Source organism: Bacillus sp. LJBS17 (genome assembly GCF_019334685.1).
In the GTDB taxonomy this organism is placed as follows: Bacteria; Bacillota; Bacilli; order Bacillales; family Bacillaceae; genus Bacillus; species Bacillus subtilis.
This window is the reverse complement of the sequence record NZ_CP079759.1, coordinates 1,974,691-1,990,141: the sequence shown is the minus strand read 5'-3', so window position 1 is coordinate 1,990,141 and position 15,451 is coordinate 1,974,691. Positions and strand designations below refer to the sequence as shown.

At 37.0% G+C, this 15,451-nt stretch carries 16 protein-coding genes and 5 pseudogenes; 1 reads left to right on the top strand and 20 read right to left on the bottom strand.

The window, feature by feature from the left end:
- Positions 1-333: 333 nt before the first annotated feature.
- From KXZ66_RS10195 to KXZ66_RS22560, 9 genes and pseudogenes are all read right to left on the bottom strand, one after another.
- A pseudogene (locus KXZ66_RS10195) lies at positions 334-511 on the bottom strand (UPF0715 family protein); the annotation flags it as partial.
- Positions 512-550: 39 nt separating this feature from the next.
- The gene (locus tag KXZ66_RS10190) at positions 551-826 is read right to left on the bottom strand and encodes a hypothetical protein (RefSeq protein ID WP_128747121.1); all 276 of its coding nucleotides are present in this window, start codon (positions 824-826) and stop codon (positions 551-553) included.
- A 42-nt stretch (positions 827-868) separates the two neighbouring features.
- Positions 869-1,157: pseudogene (locus tag KXZ66_RS10185) on the bottom strand (hypothetical protein).
- 52 nt (positions 1,158-1,209) lie between these two features.
- Positions 1,210-2,112 (bottom strand): CPBP family intramembrane glutamic endopeptidase, encoded by a 903-nt coding sequence (locus tag KXZ66_RS10180; RefSeq protein ID WP_151870225.1) that lies wholly within the window; start codon positions 2,110-2,112, stop codon positions 1,210-1,212.
- Positions 2,113-2,190: 78 nt separating this feature from the next.
- Complete coding sequence (locus KXZ66_RS10175) at positions 2,191-2,727, bottom strand: GNAT family N-acetyltransferase (RefSeq protein WP_015483262.1); 537 nt, start codon at positions 2,725-2,727, stop codon at positions 2,191-2,193.
- A 333-nt stretch (positions 2,728-3,060) separates the two neighbouring features.
- A complete protein-coding gene (locus KXZ66_RS10170; RefSeq protein ID WP_151870226.1) occupies positions 3,061-3,852 on the bottom strand; it encodes a DUF7225 domain-containing protein in 792 nt (263 codons plus the stop codon).
- Positions 3,853-3,921: 69 nt separating this feature from the next.
- The gene (locus KXZ66_RS10165; protein ID WP_151870521.1) at positions 3,922-4,356 is read right to left on the bottom strand and encodes an SMI1/KNR4 family protein; all 435 of its coding nucleotides are present in this window, start codon (positions 4,354-4,356) and stop codon (positions 3,922-3,924) included.
- 166 nt (positions 4,357-4,522) lie between these two features.
- Positions 4,523-4,777: a SunI/YnzG family protein gene (locus tag KXZ66_RS10160; RefSeq protein WP_015252034.1), complete on the bottom strand. Its 255-nt coding sequence runs from the start codon at positions 4,775-4,777 to the stop codon at positions 4,523-4,525.
- A gap of 130 nt (positions 4,778-4,907) precedes the next feature.
- A pseudogene (locus tag KXZ66_RS22560) lies at positions 4,908-5,171 on the bottom strand (hypothetical protein); the annotation flags it as partial.
- Positions 5,172-6,083: 912 nt separating this feature from the next.
- Between KXZ66_RS22560 and KXZ66_RS22835 the strand changes: the two are divergent.
- Positions 6,084-6,188, top strand: a pseudogene (locus KXZ66_RS22835) (excalibur calcium-binding domain-containing protein); the annotation flags it as partial.
- 41 nt (positions 6,189-6,229) lie between these two features.
- Here KXZ66_RS22835 and KXZ66_RS22830 read toward each other — a convergent pair.
- The 11 genes and pseudogenes from KXZ66_RS22830 to KXZ66_RS10100 form a co-directional block, all read right to left on the bottom strand.
- Entirely contained in the window at positions 6,230-6,718 is a 489-nt protein-coding gene (locus tag KXZ66_RS22830) for a hypothetical protein (RefSeq protein ID WP_151870228.1), read from the bottom strand.
- Positions 6,719-6,957: 239 nt separating this feature from the next.
- Positions 6,958-7,248, bottom strand: coding sequence for a hypothetical protein (locus tag KXZ66_RS10145; RefSeq protein ID WP_101502297.1), 291 nt, complete (start codon positions 7,246-7,248; stop codon positions 6,958-6,960).
- Between the two features lie 327 nt (positions 7,249-7,575).
- Positions 7,576-8,910 (bottom strand): type I glutamate--ammonia ligase, encoded by a 1,335-nt coding sequence (gene glnA / locus KXZ66_RS10140; RefSeq protein WP_003231737.1) that lies wholly within the window; start codon positions 8,908-8,910, stop codon positions 7,576-7,578.
- 58 nt (positions 8,911-8,968) lie between these two features.
- Complete coding sequence (gene glnR / locus KXZ66_RS10135; protein ID WP_003238341.1) at positions 8,969-9,376, bottom strand: transcriptional repressor GlnR; 408 nt, start codon at positions 9,374-9,376, stop codon at positions 8,969-8,971.
- Between the two features lie 109 nt (positions 9,377-9,485).
- Complete coding sequence (locus KXZ66_RS10130) at positions 9,486-10,751, bottom strand: methionine gamma-lyase family protein (protein WP_029317829.1); 1,266 nt, start codon at positions 10,749-10,751, stop codon at positions 9,486-9,488.
- Positions 10,752-10,768: 17 nt separating this feature from the next.
- Positions 10,769-12,031, bottom strand: a complete 1,263-nt coding sequence (gene hflX / locus KXZ66_RS10125; RefSeq protein WP_032725748.1) for a GTPase HflX — start codon at positions 12,029-12,031, stop codon at positions 10,769-10,771.
- Positions 12,032-12,163: 132 nt separating this feature from the next.
- A pseudogene (locus tag KXZ66_RS10120) lies at positions 12,164-12,589 on the bottom strand (stage V sporulation protein K); the annotation flags it as partial.
- Positions 12,555-14,255, bottom strand: coding sequence for a recombinase family protein (locus tag KXZ66_RS10115; RefSeq protein WP_219144955.1), 1,701 nt, complete (start codon positions 14,253-14,255; stop codon positions 12,555-12,557). The gene KXZ66_RS10115 and the pseudogene KXZ66_RS10120, both read right to left, overlap by 35 nt.
- An 88-nt stretch (positions 14,256-14,343) precedes the next feature.
- The gene (locus tag KXZ66_RS10110; protein ID WP_160171069.1) at positions 14,344-14,490 is read right to left on the bottom strand and encodes a hypothetical protein; all 147 of its coding nucleotides are present in this window, start codon (positions 14,488-14,490) and stop codon (positions 14,344-14,346) included.
- On the bottom strand, positions 14,487-15,086 hold the full coding sequence (locus KXZ66_RS10105; RefSeq protein ID WP_114523498.1) for a Holliday junction resolvase RecU: 600 nt from the start codon (positions 15,084-15,086) through the stop codon (positions 14,487-14,489). The genes KXZ66_RS10110 and KXZ66_RS10105 overlap by 4 nt, the downstream gene beginning before the upstream one ends.
- Positions 15,087-15,245: 159 nt before the next feature.
- Complete coding sequence (locus KXZ66_RS10100; RefSeq protein ID WP_219144954.1) at positions 15,246-15,395, bottom strand: hypothetical protein; 150 nt, start codon at positions 15,393-15,395, stop codon at positions 15,246-15,248.
- Positions 15,396-15,451: the final 56 nt, after the last annotated feature.

The window sequence follows — 15,451 nt, the reverse complement described above, 5'->3', positions numbered from 1 at the left end:
GATGCGTGAATGCCGATGTTGTGGAATGAAAAAGAGCATTAAACTAAATGCTCTTTTTGCTTTTGGTATCCGACAGTCATATACAAAGAAATTTATGTATTTAACTTTTCATCATTTTTAAAAGTTCTACCTATTCCTTTTGTAACCTGCATAGAGGCCGCCAAAAATAACTATAACATTACAATCCAAATAAAAAAATTCAAGTCAATTCCCCCAATTAAAAATAACACTTCTTATGCTCTCGGATTAATTAAACAATCTGAATATTCACTCTCTTTGTTTTAGCAGCCTTTACTTATTGTGAACGGTGTGAACACATTATTTAAATTCAATTTAAATTCGCAGAAATATTGAGTCCCAATAAATTAACGCAGCAATAATGCTCATAATGTAATACCCAAAGCTTCTGAATACGGTAAGAGCATTTGACGGATAATCAACAAACCAGAAAAAAAAACACAGCTAAAAAGGCTACTGCAGCATAAATTAACAAATTGATCAAACTGAATTTATATAACCACAAAATGGTACCTCCTCTATTCTTTAAATTTTAAACTCCAAATAACAAAGCCCCTCCGATAAACCAGAAAAAAGGAAATGGAAACATAATTGCATTTAAGACAATCCCATATACAGCACACCGTTTATTTGTCTTCATTGAAACGAACGCTAAAATGATTCCTATAGGAGAAAGTAATAATGGAAAAAACACCGGCATTCCTTGCCATGGAATTGACATAACTCCCGTAAAAAAATTAATAATTAAGATAGCTGAGATAATTGGAATCGTGATTGAAAAAATAGCTGCAGCTTTTCTAATATTCATATTGAAAGCAAGTCTCCGTTCTCCTTAAAATTGTAGTTTTATTTAGTCTTGAGAAAGTTTGTCAAAATCTCTTTCTTTCATTTCAGGTAGAGTGATATCAATCCCTAACATTTTTATTAATTCTTGTACACAGCTTTTTATTGCAAGCATATTAAATGGGAAATCGAAATCAAGTTCCTCTTTAACGCTTAGAATATCCATTGCATACGAACAGTTATGCTTCATACCCAAAAGAATACGATTGATCAGATAACTCAAAGTGAGTAACTAAATAAACACTAATAAGGTTTCCACCTTGAGAATCAAAATCTACTAATCTTTCATCATGAATGCTTCTTCAACATTGTCTAGATCCTCCTTAAAACTACTGTTCTACTTAGAAATTAAACATCTTGGTCGCATTTCTCATTCTTCCGCCATTGAATAGCATTTCGGCGAGTTATTGCAACAGGTATTAATAGTAGAGTACCGACAATAAGCAACATAAAAAAGATCACAAACAGCGAACCTGTTCCCAGAACAATTTCTTCATAGGTAATAAAGCGCTCCTCCTCCTGCAGGACGAAGAACCGAGAATTTTCAAGAAAGGCTAGATGAAAAGCGATAGACGTCCATAAGCTTCCTGTTACAATACGCAGGAGTTGAAGGATGAATCCAAAACCCAACAATAAAACAATGTAATCTAATGTGATAGCAGATGATTCAATTCCAACTATATATTGCAAGCCACTTACAGTTATTGGTGCAAGCACAAACAGGATCGGCTGTAGGAGTAAGGCCATAAAACAGTTCCAACGCTTATTTAGAGCATAGTACACCGTCCCCCGAAAAGTTAATTCCTCTGGAAAAGCTTCATAAAAGAAAGCGATAATCATATTTAAGAGCAATGCTGTCACTAAATGGACAGAGAAGTGAAATTGTGTAACTTTGATCCAGCCTAATAAATGGGCGATAGCGAAACCAGACCCGGATAGTACAATCACATATATTGCTCCTATTATGGCTTTCGGAATGGCTTGCCGCCACCCAGACAGTCCTATGGAATAAAAGGGTCTACTAGACATCCGTTTAAGAAGAATGTAGAGCAACGGGACAGTTATTAATGTGACTAAACCTGCTTGGATGCCTTGCTTCAAAAGCTTGGAAGCTCCTGCTTGGCTAGCCATTGAACCGACTAAAGTAGCAAAAAACAAAGCAAATACGAATGTTCCCCAACTGAGCAAGACAGTTCCTAACCATTTATGATGATTGTCTTGTTTTCCGCTTTTGGTGAGATGAATTTGCATTTGGATACCCCTCTCACATCATTCATATTAAGCACTATAAGCCCTACTATCACTATACGTTCTATAGCTGTTATGGTTTCAAATTCCTGCATTACCCCTCTTACAATTCCACTCTTCCTCTAAAATAGCGTAATAATATTCATCCCACCATTCATTGCCTTTCGGAATACATTTTTTAAAAAATCCTTCTCTTCTCATTCCGATCTTCTCCATAACTCGGTATGAAGGAATATTCTCAGGTTGACACGTAGCTATAATCCTATGTAAGTTCATTTCTTTAAATCCATATTCCAAGATAGCTTGGGCTGCCTCAGAAGCATACCCTTTATTTTGATAATTGGGATTAAACACCCAACCAATTTCATATGTATGTTCACCAAAATACTTATAAAAGACAATATGGCCTATAAGAAAGTCTTCATCTATTAGTATCACAGGGAATTTTTCAGCGTTATCACCTTTGTTTTTATTTACAAATGCCTTTGCATCTTCTTCAGTAAAAACCCCTTCAGGTATATACTTCATTACATTACTATCAGATGTATACTCATATACTGCTTGCCAATCTTTGAATTCAAATTCACGTATCAATAACCTTTTTGTTGTTATGTGCATTAAAGCAACTCCCCTCTAATATACTTAATCTTTATTTCAATATGAAGACAACAATAACCTCTTTAAAAAATGACTATCCTTATTCAACAACTCTTGATAGAACAACTCAAGGATTTCTGACTGTGAACAAGCAATGGAATATGATTCTCCAAAATAATCCCCCTATCCTTCTCTGAGGGGTAATATGGGGAATTTATGACAAAACTAAAGACGAAGTAAGATCATTTACTGTGGATGCAACTCGTAAGCCAGATTGCAAAGATAAAATATGTAAGAATTAAACAAACATCCTCTTACAATAAGTAAGAGGATGTTTGTTACCAACAAGATTGTTTAATTTAATTGGTATTCCTTTTTAAGCTTTTTAAGAAGTGAAATTTCAACTTCGTATTGGCTTCCATAAATTCTGCTTATTTTTTGCACTTCTTCCTTTGAGCCGAAGAAAATAACTTTAAAATCATCATTTACGTATTGAACTACAAAAAAATCATCAAAATCATCAAATGTATTTTTATTTATCGAAATAAAACCACTTGATTGAGCTGTTGTTTTTACACTAATCCGTCTGCCATCACTCACAACATCAAATCCATGCTGATTAGTTTGACGTGCCAGAGTGCCGTTGGTTTGGATTGCACAAATGAATTCACCGATTCTGCCAATTAAATGTCTCAATTCTGTAGGCTTACAGTTCAATACATTCATTTCATATCTCAGGATTTGGTTATATTCATTATAAAGGTTTACAAGTTGTTCTTTACTAATGATTTCGGCTTGATCATTTATTTGGTTATTAGTAACAGAAGCTTCTCGGAGTGATTTAACACCGTTTACCCATTCGCCTACGATAACTTCCTTATCTTTCCCATTTGATTTTCTGAAAATAAGTCCTGTATAAAGAGAGTTTTCACCTAAGTATTTGTAAGAACTTCTATTCATATATTCAAAGAGGTGCTTATTAAAAGAAATCCCCTTATTATACCGGTTATAACAATAATCTGATAAAATAATGCTATCCGGATTAGTTCCGTATTTTTCTTGAAGGGTTTTCTTTAATTCTTGAGGTGAAACCAACTCATTGATCTTATTTTTCAAAGCATCCTTAATTTGCTCGTAAATTGTCATTATACTTCCCTCAAATTGCAGTTTCTTTGGTTGTTGAAATTAGTCATAATTTTTTCTTTTGCCGAAGTGTTATTCTGAAACCAGTTTATAATACTCTTGGAGATTCGGATTTACTTCCCAATATTTCGTTCCATTAGAAGACACTAGCATATCAAACCATATCTCGAAATTAGAATTTAAGTTAATCGCATCTTCAATATCGTCAATTGAGTCTTGATATAACATATAACCTAATCCTTTTTTTGATTTGTTTGTGTCTATGACATACCTTCCATCAAAATGATATCCTATTAATAAGTATCCCTCTGGGAAATCTTGAACCTCATTATATTCAATGATTCCCTCTAAGCTAAGTATTTCAATGCCATCAAACATTTCCACCCCATTGTGTTGTAACAAAAACTCTTTATAGTCATTAGGGAAAGTAACACCTAATTCCTTTTCTAAGCCGCTAATTTCTTGAGGAGTTGCTGGATTTTTGAAATGAAAAGTAGCATCTTCCAAGACATAACCCCCATGATGAAACACAGGAAATGTACCATATTTAGTAACTGCTTTCTTAATACCATCTAGTGTCATGTGGACTAATTTTCCTTCTTCCATAAATGCTCCTCCTTAAATCATCCCATTAAATTTTCCCACACAGAAATTTAAAAGGGACATAAACTGTTTATAAAGAAACAATTTTATTCATAATTAAAGCAGCATTAGTGGTGAACAAAATGTAAGTATGATTTGCTGTTTTAATCACTACCCTATCCGTAGAGCCATAAGGAAACCCAATCCTTACTGCGCTTTTCTCCTCTCCCCCATAGTTTGGATCAAGAAATACATCATTGATTTCTTTGATTGGAATTTCAATTTTGGATAGCTGCCAATTGATAATTAAGTTTTCATTTGATTTTTCAACGTTGATTCCAAGCATAAAAACATTCCCCTTTTGACTATGAATTCAGTGAAACAAACACGCTTTAAAATTTAATAAATCCAAAAAGTAATACTTACGGGAAATATGACTATAAGCAAAAGAGCCCTTTCAGGCCCTTATTTTTCTTTTACCCTTGGTATGAATTTGTTACAAACTCTTTTGCTTTATTAGCAACAGCTTCCCAAGTGGCGGCAGCATGATCAAGATCCGCAGAAAGCTTATTGATATCCTCATTCTCAAACCCTTGGGCGAGTGAATAAAATTGATTTGCTATAGAATGCCAGATGCCTTCGATTTGTCCTATAAACTCCTTAGACTTTTCTGCTTGGGCTATTACATTAACCAGGTCTATATTGATACTGTGAAGCATCCCCAAAACTTTTACTTCTAAAGAAAGTTGTGCATCCATATTGTTTAACATATTCAGAAAATGATCAATTTGTTGTTTAACTGATTGTATATCAGAACACTCTAATATTTCAGATACAATAAAACCAAATAGAGGCCCTAGATCAAAGCTGAATTTTACTTTCTCATTAATATCATGACCTTCAACAAATATACCCAATAATTTTTTTAATTCTAAAAACATATTTATTGAATCATGTATCTCACTCTCATCATTATACTGTGAATCTAAATATGCGACTTCTTTTTCTAAAGAATTATTCAATTGTCTAACACCTATACAGTCGTTACTACCTTGAAGGAGGGAATTTAATTGGTTTTGAACCTCTTTTATAGACTGTTGTTGTTGATTGAGTTCTCCAGCAAGCATTGAACAGGAAGACTGAAATTGCTTCGCAGCCTCTTGTCTTCCTTGTTCATTGCTATCGATAGACATTATTTGTAATAATTTTATATCCCTATTTATTGTTCTAGTTGCAAAAGCTCCAATATTATTAATATCGTTAACCATATTAAGAACACTGCTGAATAAATTCTCCATCCACCAGTTACACAACTGTTTATATTCATTAAAAACATTATATATTTTTTGAAAATCTTGAGGAACTCCAACGTCATTCGGTATAGCCAGATAAGTTTTCATCTCTTCATTGCTCACAGGTAAACCCGATCCTGTAAGAATATCCGCTTGAGTATTTGCCCAGAATCTAGTAGATATTAAAAGCCCCTCTTTTTCTAAAAGGCCTTGAGGCCCATATGGAGATGTTGAATCTAAAACTTTTTCATATTTCATTTTTAATCCACCTTTCATATTTCCAACGCTATATTTAATATAACAAAAAAATTCAATTATTCATTATTTTTTTATTTTTTTCAAATCCTAGATATAAATGAAGAAACGTTTAAAAATTGACTGAGTTAAGAAAGAGATATCTGAATGGAGTGCCTAGTTCTCCTCCCTGCTTACCAACATAAAATGGACAAGGATCAAGGTAACTAAGCAAATGAACGTTGATTGAAAGTCCTTTGCGGCTTTCTTTTTTATTTCTCGAATTGTTTGTCATTGAGTAAAAATATTAGCGTTTCTTCAATTTCTTTTTCTAAGTCATTATTATTTAAATCGAATAATGTTCCATAACCTGTACCCTTATATCCACCGTAGTAATACCACAAATCCATTGTGAAACAGTCTAATTCTTCATCACAGACTATTGCAGGTTGATAGTAATTAATTGCTATTTGTGAACGGTATTCTTTTTCAAAACATCTCTCAGCTGTAAAATCATTTAGCACATCTCCATCTATGTCTCTACAAACTTTGATGCTGAGATTTGGTTTATCCTGAGCTTCAAAAACACCTGCATACTTATTCTGCAGCTTTTTCGATACTACTTCCCCCAGGCTCTCCAACTCAAATATCACTTGCTTTAATTCTTGATTTATATCCTTTTCTGGAATCTGTATATAACCCTCATCGAGTGGACTTTGATTTTTCTGTTTCTTGAGTAATTGACTTAAAGCTTTCCACACAGTATTGTCCTCCTATGATAGCTTCTTTAGACGTGCCTCTATGGAAATGGTCATTTGGTGATCAGCTTCACGGAATGCCTCAGCAAATGTTTCAATTCCGGTATCCTAGATACATGGCGTTCGATAATCATGCCCACAATTGCCCCAACTGTGTGGACCAGTTGCAACATTCTGCGATTCATTACCGACCTTGTCAAAGGGATGTTAAATAAAAAAAGAACCTTAATTTTCCCATTGGCTTATTGGCTTACTTTTGAAAATTTATAAATTATTATTATATTGAACAGTGTTGGTATGATGTATATAAGACCAGTTCCAAGTAGACCTATTATTGAACTAATAATTAATAATATGCTGAAGGCTATTTTATTATTTGTCTGGATTGAAGCAATCATGGTTATAATTCCCGCCAAAGCACCTAAAAACCATAAATTCCCCAAAGTGTAAGAGTCATCTATAACCGCAAACAGTTGAGCCAGTACAGAAAAAACCGCTCCTAATCCCCCGGAGAAGATAGTCAATTTTTTCATAGAAATCTCCTTTTTGAAAATTGATTTAGATTTCAACGTAATTATGGATTCATTTGGTTATGATGTCAATGATAAACATCTACCTTACTCATCTTATTATTGCTGGTAGAAGTATTGAACAATGGAATTATCACAGAATTTGTCGAATTATTTATGCGTATTGCTTCCTTAAGCGTGGAATTATTTCCCTAATTGAAAATTTAGTACATAGAATTATTAGTGACATAGACTAAAAGTTACCCTGCTTTTTAGCAGTGCCGCTCCATAATTTATTACCTATTAACATAAAAAATCCCCTGACACCTTTAGTGCCAAGGGATTGAAAAATTAATACTGAGACATATACTGTTCGCGTTCCCAAGGATGTACTTGCGTGCGGAACATATCCCATTCGATTTCTTTTGCTTCGATGAAGTGTTCGAATAGGTGCTCGCCCAGCGCTTTGACCATGACTTCGTTTGATTTGAATTCTTCTAGCGCTTCCGCAAGTGTTGCTGGAAGGTCAACGATTCCGTTTTCCATGCGCTCTTCTTTGCTCATCACATAGATGTTGCGGTCGATTGGAGCCGGCGCTTCCAGTTTGTTTTTGATTCCGTCTAATCCTGCAGCAAGCAATACGCTAAGTGCAAGGTATGGGTTTGCAGCTGGGTCTACACTGCGTACTTCAACACGTGTGCTGATGCCGCGAGAAGCCGGGATACGGATAAGCGGGCTTCTGTTTTGCGCGCTCCATGCTACATAACAAGGTGCTTCATAGCCAGGAACAAGACGTTTGTAAGAGTTTACTGTCGGGTTTGTTACTGCTGTAAAGCTTGTTGCGTGCTTCACGATACCTGCAATGAAGTGTTTCGCTGTTTCACTTAACTGAAGATCTGCGTTTTCGTCAAAGAATGCGTTAACACCATTTTTGAAGAGTGATAGATTGCAGTGCATACCTGAACCGTTCACACCGAACAATGGTTTTGGCATAAATGTCGCATGCAGGCCGTGTTTGCGGGCAATTGTTTTGACAACTAGTTTAAATGTTTGGATGTCATCACAAGAGCGGACTGCTCCAGCATATTTAAAGTCGATTTCATGCTGACCAGGTGCTACTTCGTGGTGAGACGCTTCGATTTCAAAGCCCATCTCTTCAAGCTCAAGTACGATATCGCGGCGGCAGTTTTCTCCTAAATCAGTTGGAGCTAAGTCGAAATACCCGCCTTTGTCGTTTAGTTCAAGCGTCGGCTCGCCTTTTTCGTCCAATTTGAATAAGAAGAATTCAGGCTCAGGCCCAAGGTTAAAATCACTGAAGCCGAGGTCTTCCATTTCTTTCAGAATCCGTTTTAAGTTGTTTCGCGGGTCACCTTCGAAAGGTGTGCCATCCGGATTGTAAATATCACAGATGAAACGTGCTACTTTACCTTTTTCAGCTGTCCATGGGAAGATAACAAATGTATTTAGATCTGGATACAGGTACATGTCTGACTCTTCGATACGAACGAATCCCTCAATAGAAGAACCGTCAAACATGACTTTATTATCAAGCGCTTTTCCAAGCTGGCTTACAGGAATCTCAACATTCTTGATTGTTCCAAGAATGTCAGTAAATTGAAGGCGGATATACTTCACGTTTTCTTCTTTTACTAATTTTTCGATATCTTCTCTAGTGTACTTTGCCATTTGGTAAAATTCCTCCTCTTAAAAGGTAAATGTATATAGCAAAACAGTTGCTAACGGATTAATGAAAGAAGCGGGACATGTCGCCTTGACGGAATGTATTCCCTCTTTGAAAACGGCCGGCTTGCATGAGCTCGTTTTTCAGGAGCTGTCTCAGTTCGTCATCGGACAGATCATGTTTCATTGGTTTTTTCGTCTTCTCGTTTTGTTTTTGTTCTGGCTCGGCTTCGGCTTTCGCCAGAATCTGTTTAATTCCTGCCATGTTTACACCTTGTTCTATCAGGTGCTTGATTTCTAACAGTTTATCTACATCATGAAATGAAAATAATCGTCTATTTCCTTCACTTCTGGCTGGAAATATCAGTCCATTTTCCTCATAATATCGAATTTGTCTTGCTGATAACTCAGTTAACTGCATGACAATTCCTATTGGAAATAAAGGCATTGAGCGGCGAATATTATCACTCATCTCAATTTCCTCCTTTTCTTAACTTAGTTTCATTATAGGTGATGTTATATTATGTGTCAATACGATGTAAGGATTCTTAACATCAAATCCAGAGAAATTTTTAAAAAATTTAAATTAATTGCTTTTCCATCAATGAATCCACTGCACTGCATATGGCATTCTTCACATGCGAATAGGTTAATCCTCCCTGAACATACGCTACATACGGCGGGCGGATAGGGCCATCAGCTGATAATTCGATGCTTGCTCCTTGAATAAACGTTCCTGCTGCCATAATGACATCATCCTCGTATCCAGGCATGTAGGCTGGATAAGGCGTCACATGAGCATTGATTGGCGATGCAAATTGAATAGCCTGGCAAAAAGCAATCATCTTTTCTCTGTCAGAAAACTCAACGGATTGTATTAAATCCGTTCTTTTCGCATCCCATTTCGGGTTTGAAGTGAAGCCGAGTTTTTCAAGGAATCTTGCTGTAAACACCGCTCCCTTTAAACTTTGAGACACAACGTGAGGCGCCAAAAAGAAGCCTTGGTACATTTCTTGGAGCGAGTAAAGAGATGCCCCCGCTTCTCTGCCGATACCGGGTGACGTCATACGGTATGAGCATGCTTCAATCCATTTCGCTTTTCCGACAAGGTAGCCGCCTGTTTTCGCAAGGCCGCCGCCCGGATTTTTTATGAGAGATCCCGCCATCAGATCGGCTCCAACATGGCAAGGCTCAAGCTCTTCCACAAATTCTCCGTAACAGTTGTCCACAAAGACGATCAGGTTTTCATTGATTTCTTTTACAAAACGTATCATTTCTTTTATTTCACTAATTAAGAAAGAAGGGCGATTCGCATATCCTTTTGAGCGCTGAATGCCGATTACTTTGGTTTTCGGATTGATCGCAGCGGCGACTGCATCATAGTCTATCTTTCCATCTTTCGTCAGATCAACCGCATTATAGCCGATTTGAAAATCCTTTAGCGATCCAGCGTTTTCTCCACCCCTGACGCCCACAATTTCCTCTAGCGTATCATACGGCTTGCCCGTGATATAAAGGAGCTCGTCCCCCGGTCTGAGGACACCGAACAAAGCAATTGAGATGGCATGTGTGCCTGAAATGATTTGCGGCCTTACAAGCCCCGCTTCTCCGCCAAACACATCCGCATATATGCTTTCAAGCGTGTCTCTTCCGATATCATCATAGCCGTATCCAGTAGACGGCGTGAAATGAGTGTCGCTTACTTTGTGTTTTCTATAGCTTTGAAGCACTCTCCACTCATTTCGCTCGCTGATTTCTTCTATTTGTTTATGAATGCCGGCAATGTCCGCTTCCACTTCCATTGCCGTTTTCTTCAATAATTCTCCGTGTGTTAATGTGTCAAACATGTCTTTATATTTCCTTCCTACATATACTTCTTTAATTCACCGATGATACTTTGCTCTTCTTGGACATAGCCGGATATGTCATACTGTTCATTTTCTTCATTAAAATAGAAGCGGTCTACCATCGTTTCCGATTTGATTCTGGAAAGGAGCTTCCCTTCACTTGCCGGCACATGTGCTTCAAAAGACGTTAACAGTTCTTGGCGCAAATAGCGCTGAATCGCTTCTTTAAAGATTTCAGCGTCGTCCTCAAATTTCGCACTGACCATAATGTGATCCCTTCCGGCGGACGGTATAAAATCAGGCAGTTTTTGATCACGTTTATTGTAAGCCGTCAGCATCGGGATATCATCTGCTTCAAGCTCCTCAAGCAGCCGAAGCACTGTTTTTTCATGTCCCGCATAATCCTCATTTGAAGAATCAATTAAATGCAGAATTAAATCCGCTTCTTTTACTTCCTCAAGCGTTGAGCGGAATGCAGCAATCAATGTCGTCGGAAGATCCTGAATAAATCCTACTGTATCTGATAGAAGAACACTGTAGCCGCTTGGCAGGACCATTTTTCTGGTCATCGGATCGAGCGTGGCAAACAGGAGGTCTTCTTCATAGCTGTCAGCACTCGTCAGACGGTTGAACCATGTTGATTTCCCTGCGTTTGTATAGCCGACAAGCGCAATTTGAAGCACACCGTTTTTCTTTCTTCTTTCACGGTATCGGCTTCTATGGCGAATGACAGTGGAAAGCTGTGTGTTGATTTCATGAATGCGATTTCTGATATGGCGGCGGTCGGTTTCCAGTTTCGTTTCCCCGGGACCTCTTGCCCCAATTCCACCGCCTTGCCGGGAAAGGTTGATCCCTTGTCCCGTCAGACGCGGCAGTGCATATTGCAGCTGAGCCAGCTCAATTTGAAGTTTGCCTTCTCTCGTTCTCGCCCGCTTTGCAAAAATATCTAATATCAATTGCGTGCGGTCAATCATCTTCACTTCAATTGCTGTTGCCAATGACTTCAACTGACTTGGCGACAGTTCATCATTAAAGATGAGGAGATCAGCTTCAAGCTCTTCCACGAGTGCCTTCAGCTCTTCTACCTTCCCTTTTCCTATATATGTAGCGGCGTCAGCCCTGTTCCGTTTTTGTGTGACGCTGGTCAGTACTTTTCCGTCTGCTGTTTTCGTCAGAGATGCTAGCTCTTCCATAGAATTTTCAAAATGCTCATCCGTGATATGCGGCAGCTGACATCCGACTAAAATGGCTTTCTCCTGAATCGTTTCTTGTTCGTTCAAATGGATGTTCCTTTCTTTTGCATATTGGGCAGTAGTATTATCATACCAAACCCTGCATGTGTATACCACAAATCGATTGCTTTGAAAAGCGGAAATACGAGCAAAAAACAGACCTCTCAAAAACTGAGAGGTCTATGCAGATCCAGATGCTTCTTCTTTAATGGAAAGATCTTGGCTTTTGATGGTCATCAAGTCGCTTTTTAAGTATTGGTCCCCCATTAAAAGCCTCATGGCTTGTGCTCTGATCGATTTTTCGATCACATTTCTGACAAAACGTCCATTGCTGAATTTAATGGGACTTGTCGTGCTTTTCACTGTCATTAAGTAATCTTTCAATTTCCATTCCGCTTCTTGACTGAGCTGGTATTCCCTTTCATCGATCATTCGTTTCGCAATCTCCATGAGCTGGGTCACAGAGTAATCCGGAAAATCAATGGAGATGGGAAATCTTGATTGGAGTCCGGGATTTAACGAGAGAAAATGATCCATTTCCCGTGAATATCCGGCGAGTATCAAAATAAACTCATGCTGTTTGTCTTCCATATGCTTGAATATGGTTTAGTCTTTTATGCGAGTTTATAAACTCCCCTCCCTGCTCGCCGTTAAGAAAATCCACATGGCTGTTTTCATTATTAAGTGAAGAACTTTTCCATACAACTTCCATGTGATCATCATCAAACAGAGTTACTTTTTCAATGAAGAAATCAAGGAATTGCCGTTTTTCTTCTATTGTAATTTCATTTTTAATCATTTTAGAGAACGAGCCAATATAATCGATCATTTTTTGTTTTTTGTCTTCAGTTTGTTTATTTGCAGCCAATTGTGAATTAATTATTTTAATCTCATTCTCAATATGCTCTTTGTTCTGTTCCAATGGCTGAGACAGTTGGTCGAACATACTTTCTTTAATTTTCCCTTTCCCAAAAAGAATCACATAATTTGCAATTTCTTCATCTATCTCACCGAGTTGTTTTTCTAGTCGACTTGCTTTTGCTTTGAGTTCATCGATTTTCTTTTGATCAGACGCTTCCTCTAAAAATGATTCTAGAAATTTCTCTGGATTCTTCATGAGTTTTATAAACCAGTTCCAAAAAACTTCATCAACGATATCGACTCTCCAGTTCTTACCTTCACACGAAACAACTTTCTTGCCATTTTGATATCCTTTTGCAGTCTTTGCTCTACAAGAATAATACTTATATACGCCTGATTTAGTTTTAGAAGTTATTCCTGAGCCACATGCCCCTCCACAACGGCCGCATTTCGCCTTGTTTTTCAGCAAATAGTCTTTAGTAGCTCGACTTCTTCCCTTAAAGTTGCTCTTCAATCGCTCAATGATTTGCTCTCGTGTAGCTTTATCCCACATTGGAGGAATCTTTATCAATATCCATTCGTCTTTGTTTGTCGGCACCTGTTTCTTCTTACCGTTAATTTGAACAACTTTTGACTTTCCATAATAAAAATCACCTGTGTAATCTTCATTCTGCAACATTCTACTTACAGTTGCCTGATACCAAGTCTTTCCGTTAGGAGCAGCAACTCCCCTTCTTGAAAGTTCTTTAGCAATTTCATTCGAGGACATTTTTTTGTTTAAGAGCATATCCTTCATTTCAAGCAAAATTTCTTTTTCTTCTTCGTTATACTCAGGAAGATCTGTCACTGTATTAAATTTGTACCCATACAACCTTTTAAATGAAGGAAATTCACCTTTCTTCGCTTTAGCCAATCTTCCTCGCTTTGAGTTAGCATGAATTTTCGCCTTATTGTACTGTGCAATTGAACCTTGAATGTTGTACATCAGCATTGATTCAGGATCATGAGGATTTACTTCAAATTCAATAAACTCGATATCAACACCCATACCCCATATTCTTCTTGATACCACACCCTGTAAGGTGTTATCTCTAGTTAGACGATCTGGGTGTAATACTATGAATTTTTTTCCTAGTCCTTTTTCTAATAAATATAAGGCGTGATTAAGAGCTGGCCGGTTTGGATCATCTCCCATGCCCCCCGGTTCAACTAACGCAATTATTTCGCTTTCCTTGTATCCAAATTTAGAGATTGCTCTTTCTTTACACCTTTCTATTTGTGACTCAATTGAAAAACCCTTATTAGCTTGATCTGTTGTTGATACTCTGGCATAAATCAATGCATTAATTTTGCCAATCAAATGCATTATATTGTCCGTACTTAGCTTTTGATCTCCCTTTAATATAAGCAATAGATCATAACCTCCATATTGCTTTATCTTTTATGTCTGTATATAAGCACAAGTATACCATGGGAAAAACAGGTATACTTGTTTTACCTTATGCTTTTTTATACTTGTACATTAATGTAGCTGCAAAATCATAAAATTCTTTAGTTGATATCACCTCTTCAACCCAATTTTCTACATCCTGATTAATAACTGTGGTTACCTTATAGTTTTCTGCGCATTCTCTTCTTTTGCTCATTGATGCACCACTCCCATAGATGACTTGTCATCAATGTATGAATTAAGTGGTTTGTCCAATAACTTGGATTTCTTTATCAATTCATCGCAAAGTTTGTTTAGATAATATGTATAATTCACTTTCTTTTTCATCCAGCGCACTTCTGTACCGATCTCTTCACAAATTGCTATCGGGATACTGGACTTGTTAACTTTATTATTATATGTGTGTTCTAACTGCTTTTCGGCTATGTTTTTGTATTTCAAAAATTCATCAATATGTACGAAATAAACCTTGTTCTCAGGCTCTCTAAACTGAAACAGAAAACCAGGAATTATGTTTGGGTACTGTGCTGCCTCTTTTAAATGTTTAATCTGCTGCCCTTTTATGATCTTCTCACTGAAGGAAATGGACTTGTTCTTTGTCGACTTAAGCTCAAAGGGAAATAAGTATCCGTTAAAATGCAAGAAACAGTCATATTTGTTTTTCGATACTGCTGCCCCTCTTTTCAAGAACATTGGATTAACATCTTTAATTCGGTAAAAGAACAACTTCTGATCCGCTGCAGATTTTTCAATGTTCGCTTCAAAAACTTTCCCTTGATTGTTTGCTCCCAATCAATCACTCTCCTAATCTAAATCTATATTGAAGGTAAAATATGGTTGTGTTAATATAACTCTTGTATTAGTCTTGAATGTTGGAAAGGTGGTCAAAATGAGCCTTTATTTAATTCCGGCGCTCGTTATTTCACTTTGTCTTAATGTTGTTTTATACATTCAATTAGCAAAGAATAAAACTGCTGAATCCACTAAAATAGGATGGAAAGAAAGGATTGGACTTAACAATCCCTTAACAGCTTTGATCTGGGCTTTTCTTTGCATTTCAATAGTGTTAAGTATCTTTGGCTTATTAGTTGGGCTTTTCAATTTATAAACCCCTTAACTTATCCACTAATTTTATTTTTATCCTAAATAAAAGACCG

Coding starts and splice junctions, on each gene's coding strand:
- KXZ66_RS10160 (WP_015252034.1), bottom strand. CDS start 4,777: ATGCTTGGAATCAACGTTGAAAAATCAAATGAAAACTTAATTATCAAT.
- glnR (WP_003238341.1), bottom strand. CDS start 9,376: ATGAGTGATAATATTCGCCGCTCAATGCCTTTATTTCCAATAGGAATT.
- KXZ66_RS10190 (WP_128747121.1), bottom strand. CDS start 826: ATGAATATTAGAAAAGCTGCAGCTATTTTTTCAATCACGATTCCAATT.
- KXZ66_RS10180 (WP_151870225.1), bottom strand. CDS start 2,112: ATGCAAATTCATCTCACCAAAAGCGGAAAACAAGACAATCATCATAAA.
- KXZ66_RS10130 (WP_029317829.1), bottom strand. CDS start 10,751: ATGTTTGACACATTAACACACGGAGAATTATTGAAGAAAACGGCAATG.
- KXZ66_RS10175 (WP_015483262.1), bottom strand. CDS start 2,727: ATGCACATAACAACAAAAAGGTTATTGATACGTGAATTTGAATTCAAA.
- KXZ66_RS10145 (WP_101502297.1), bottom strand. CDS start 7,248: ATGAAAAAATTGACTATCTTCTCCGGGGGATTAGGAGCGGTTTTTTCT.
- glnA (WP_003231737.1), bottom strand. CDS start 8,910: ATGGCAAAGTACACTAGAGAAGATATCGAAAAATTAGTAAAAGAAGAA.
- KXZ66_RS10110 (WP_160171069.1), bottom strand. CDS start 14,490: ATGAGCAAAAGAAGAGAATGCGCAGAAAACTATAAGGTAACCACAGTT.
- KXZ66_RS10170 (WP_151870226.1), bottom strand. CDS start 3,852: ATGACAATTTACGAGCAAATTAAGGATGCTTTGAAAAATAAGATCAAT.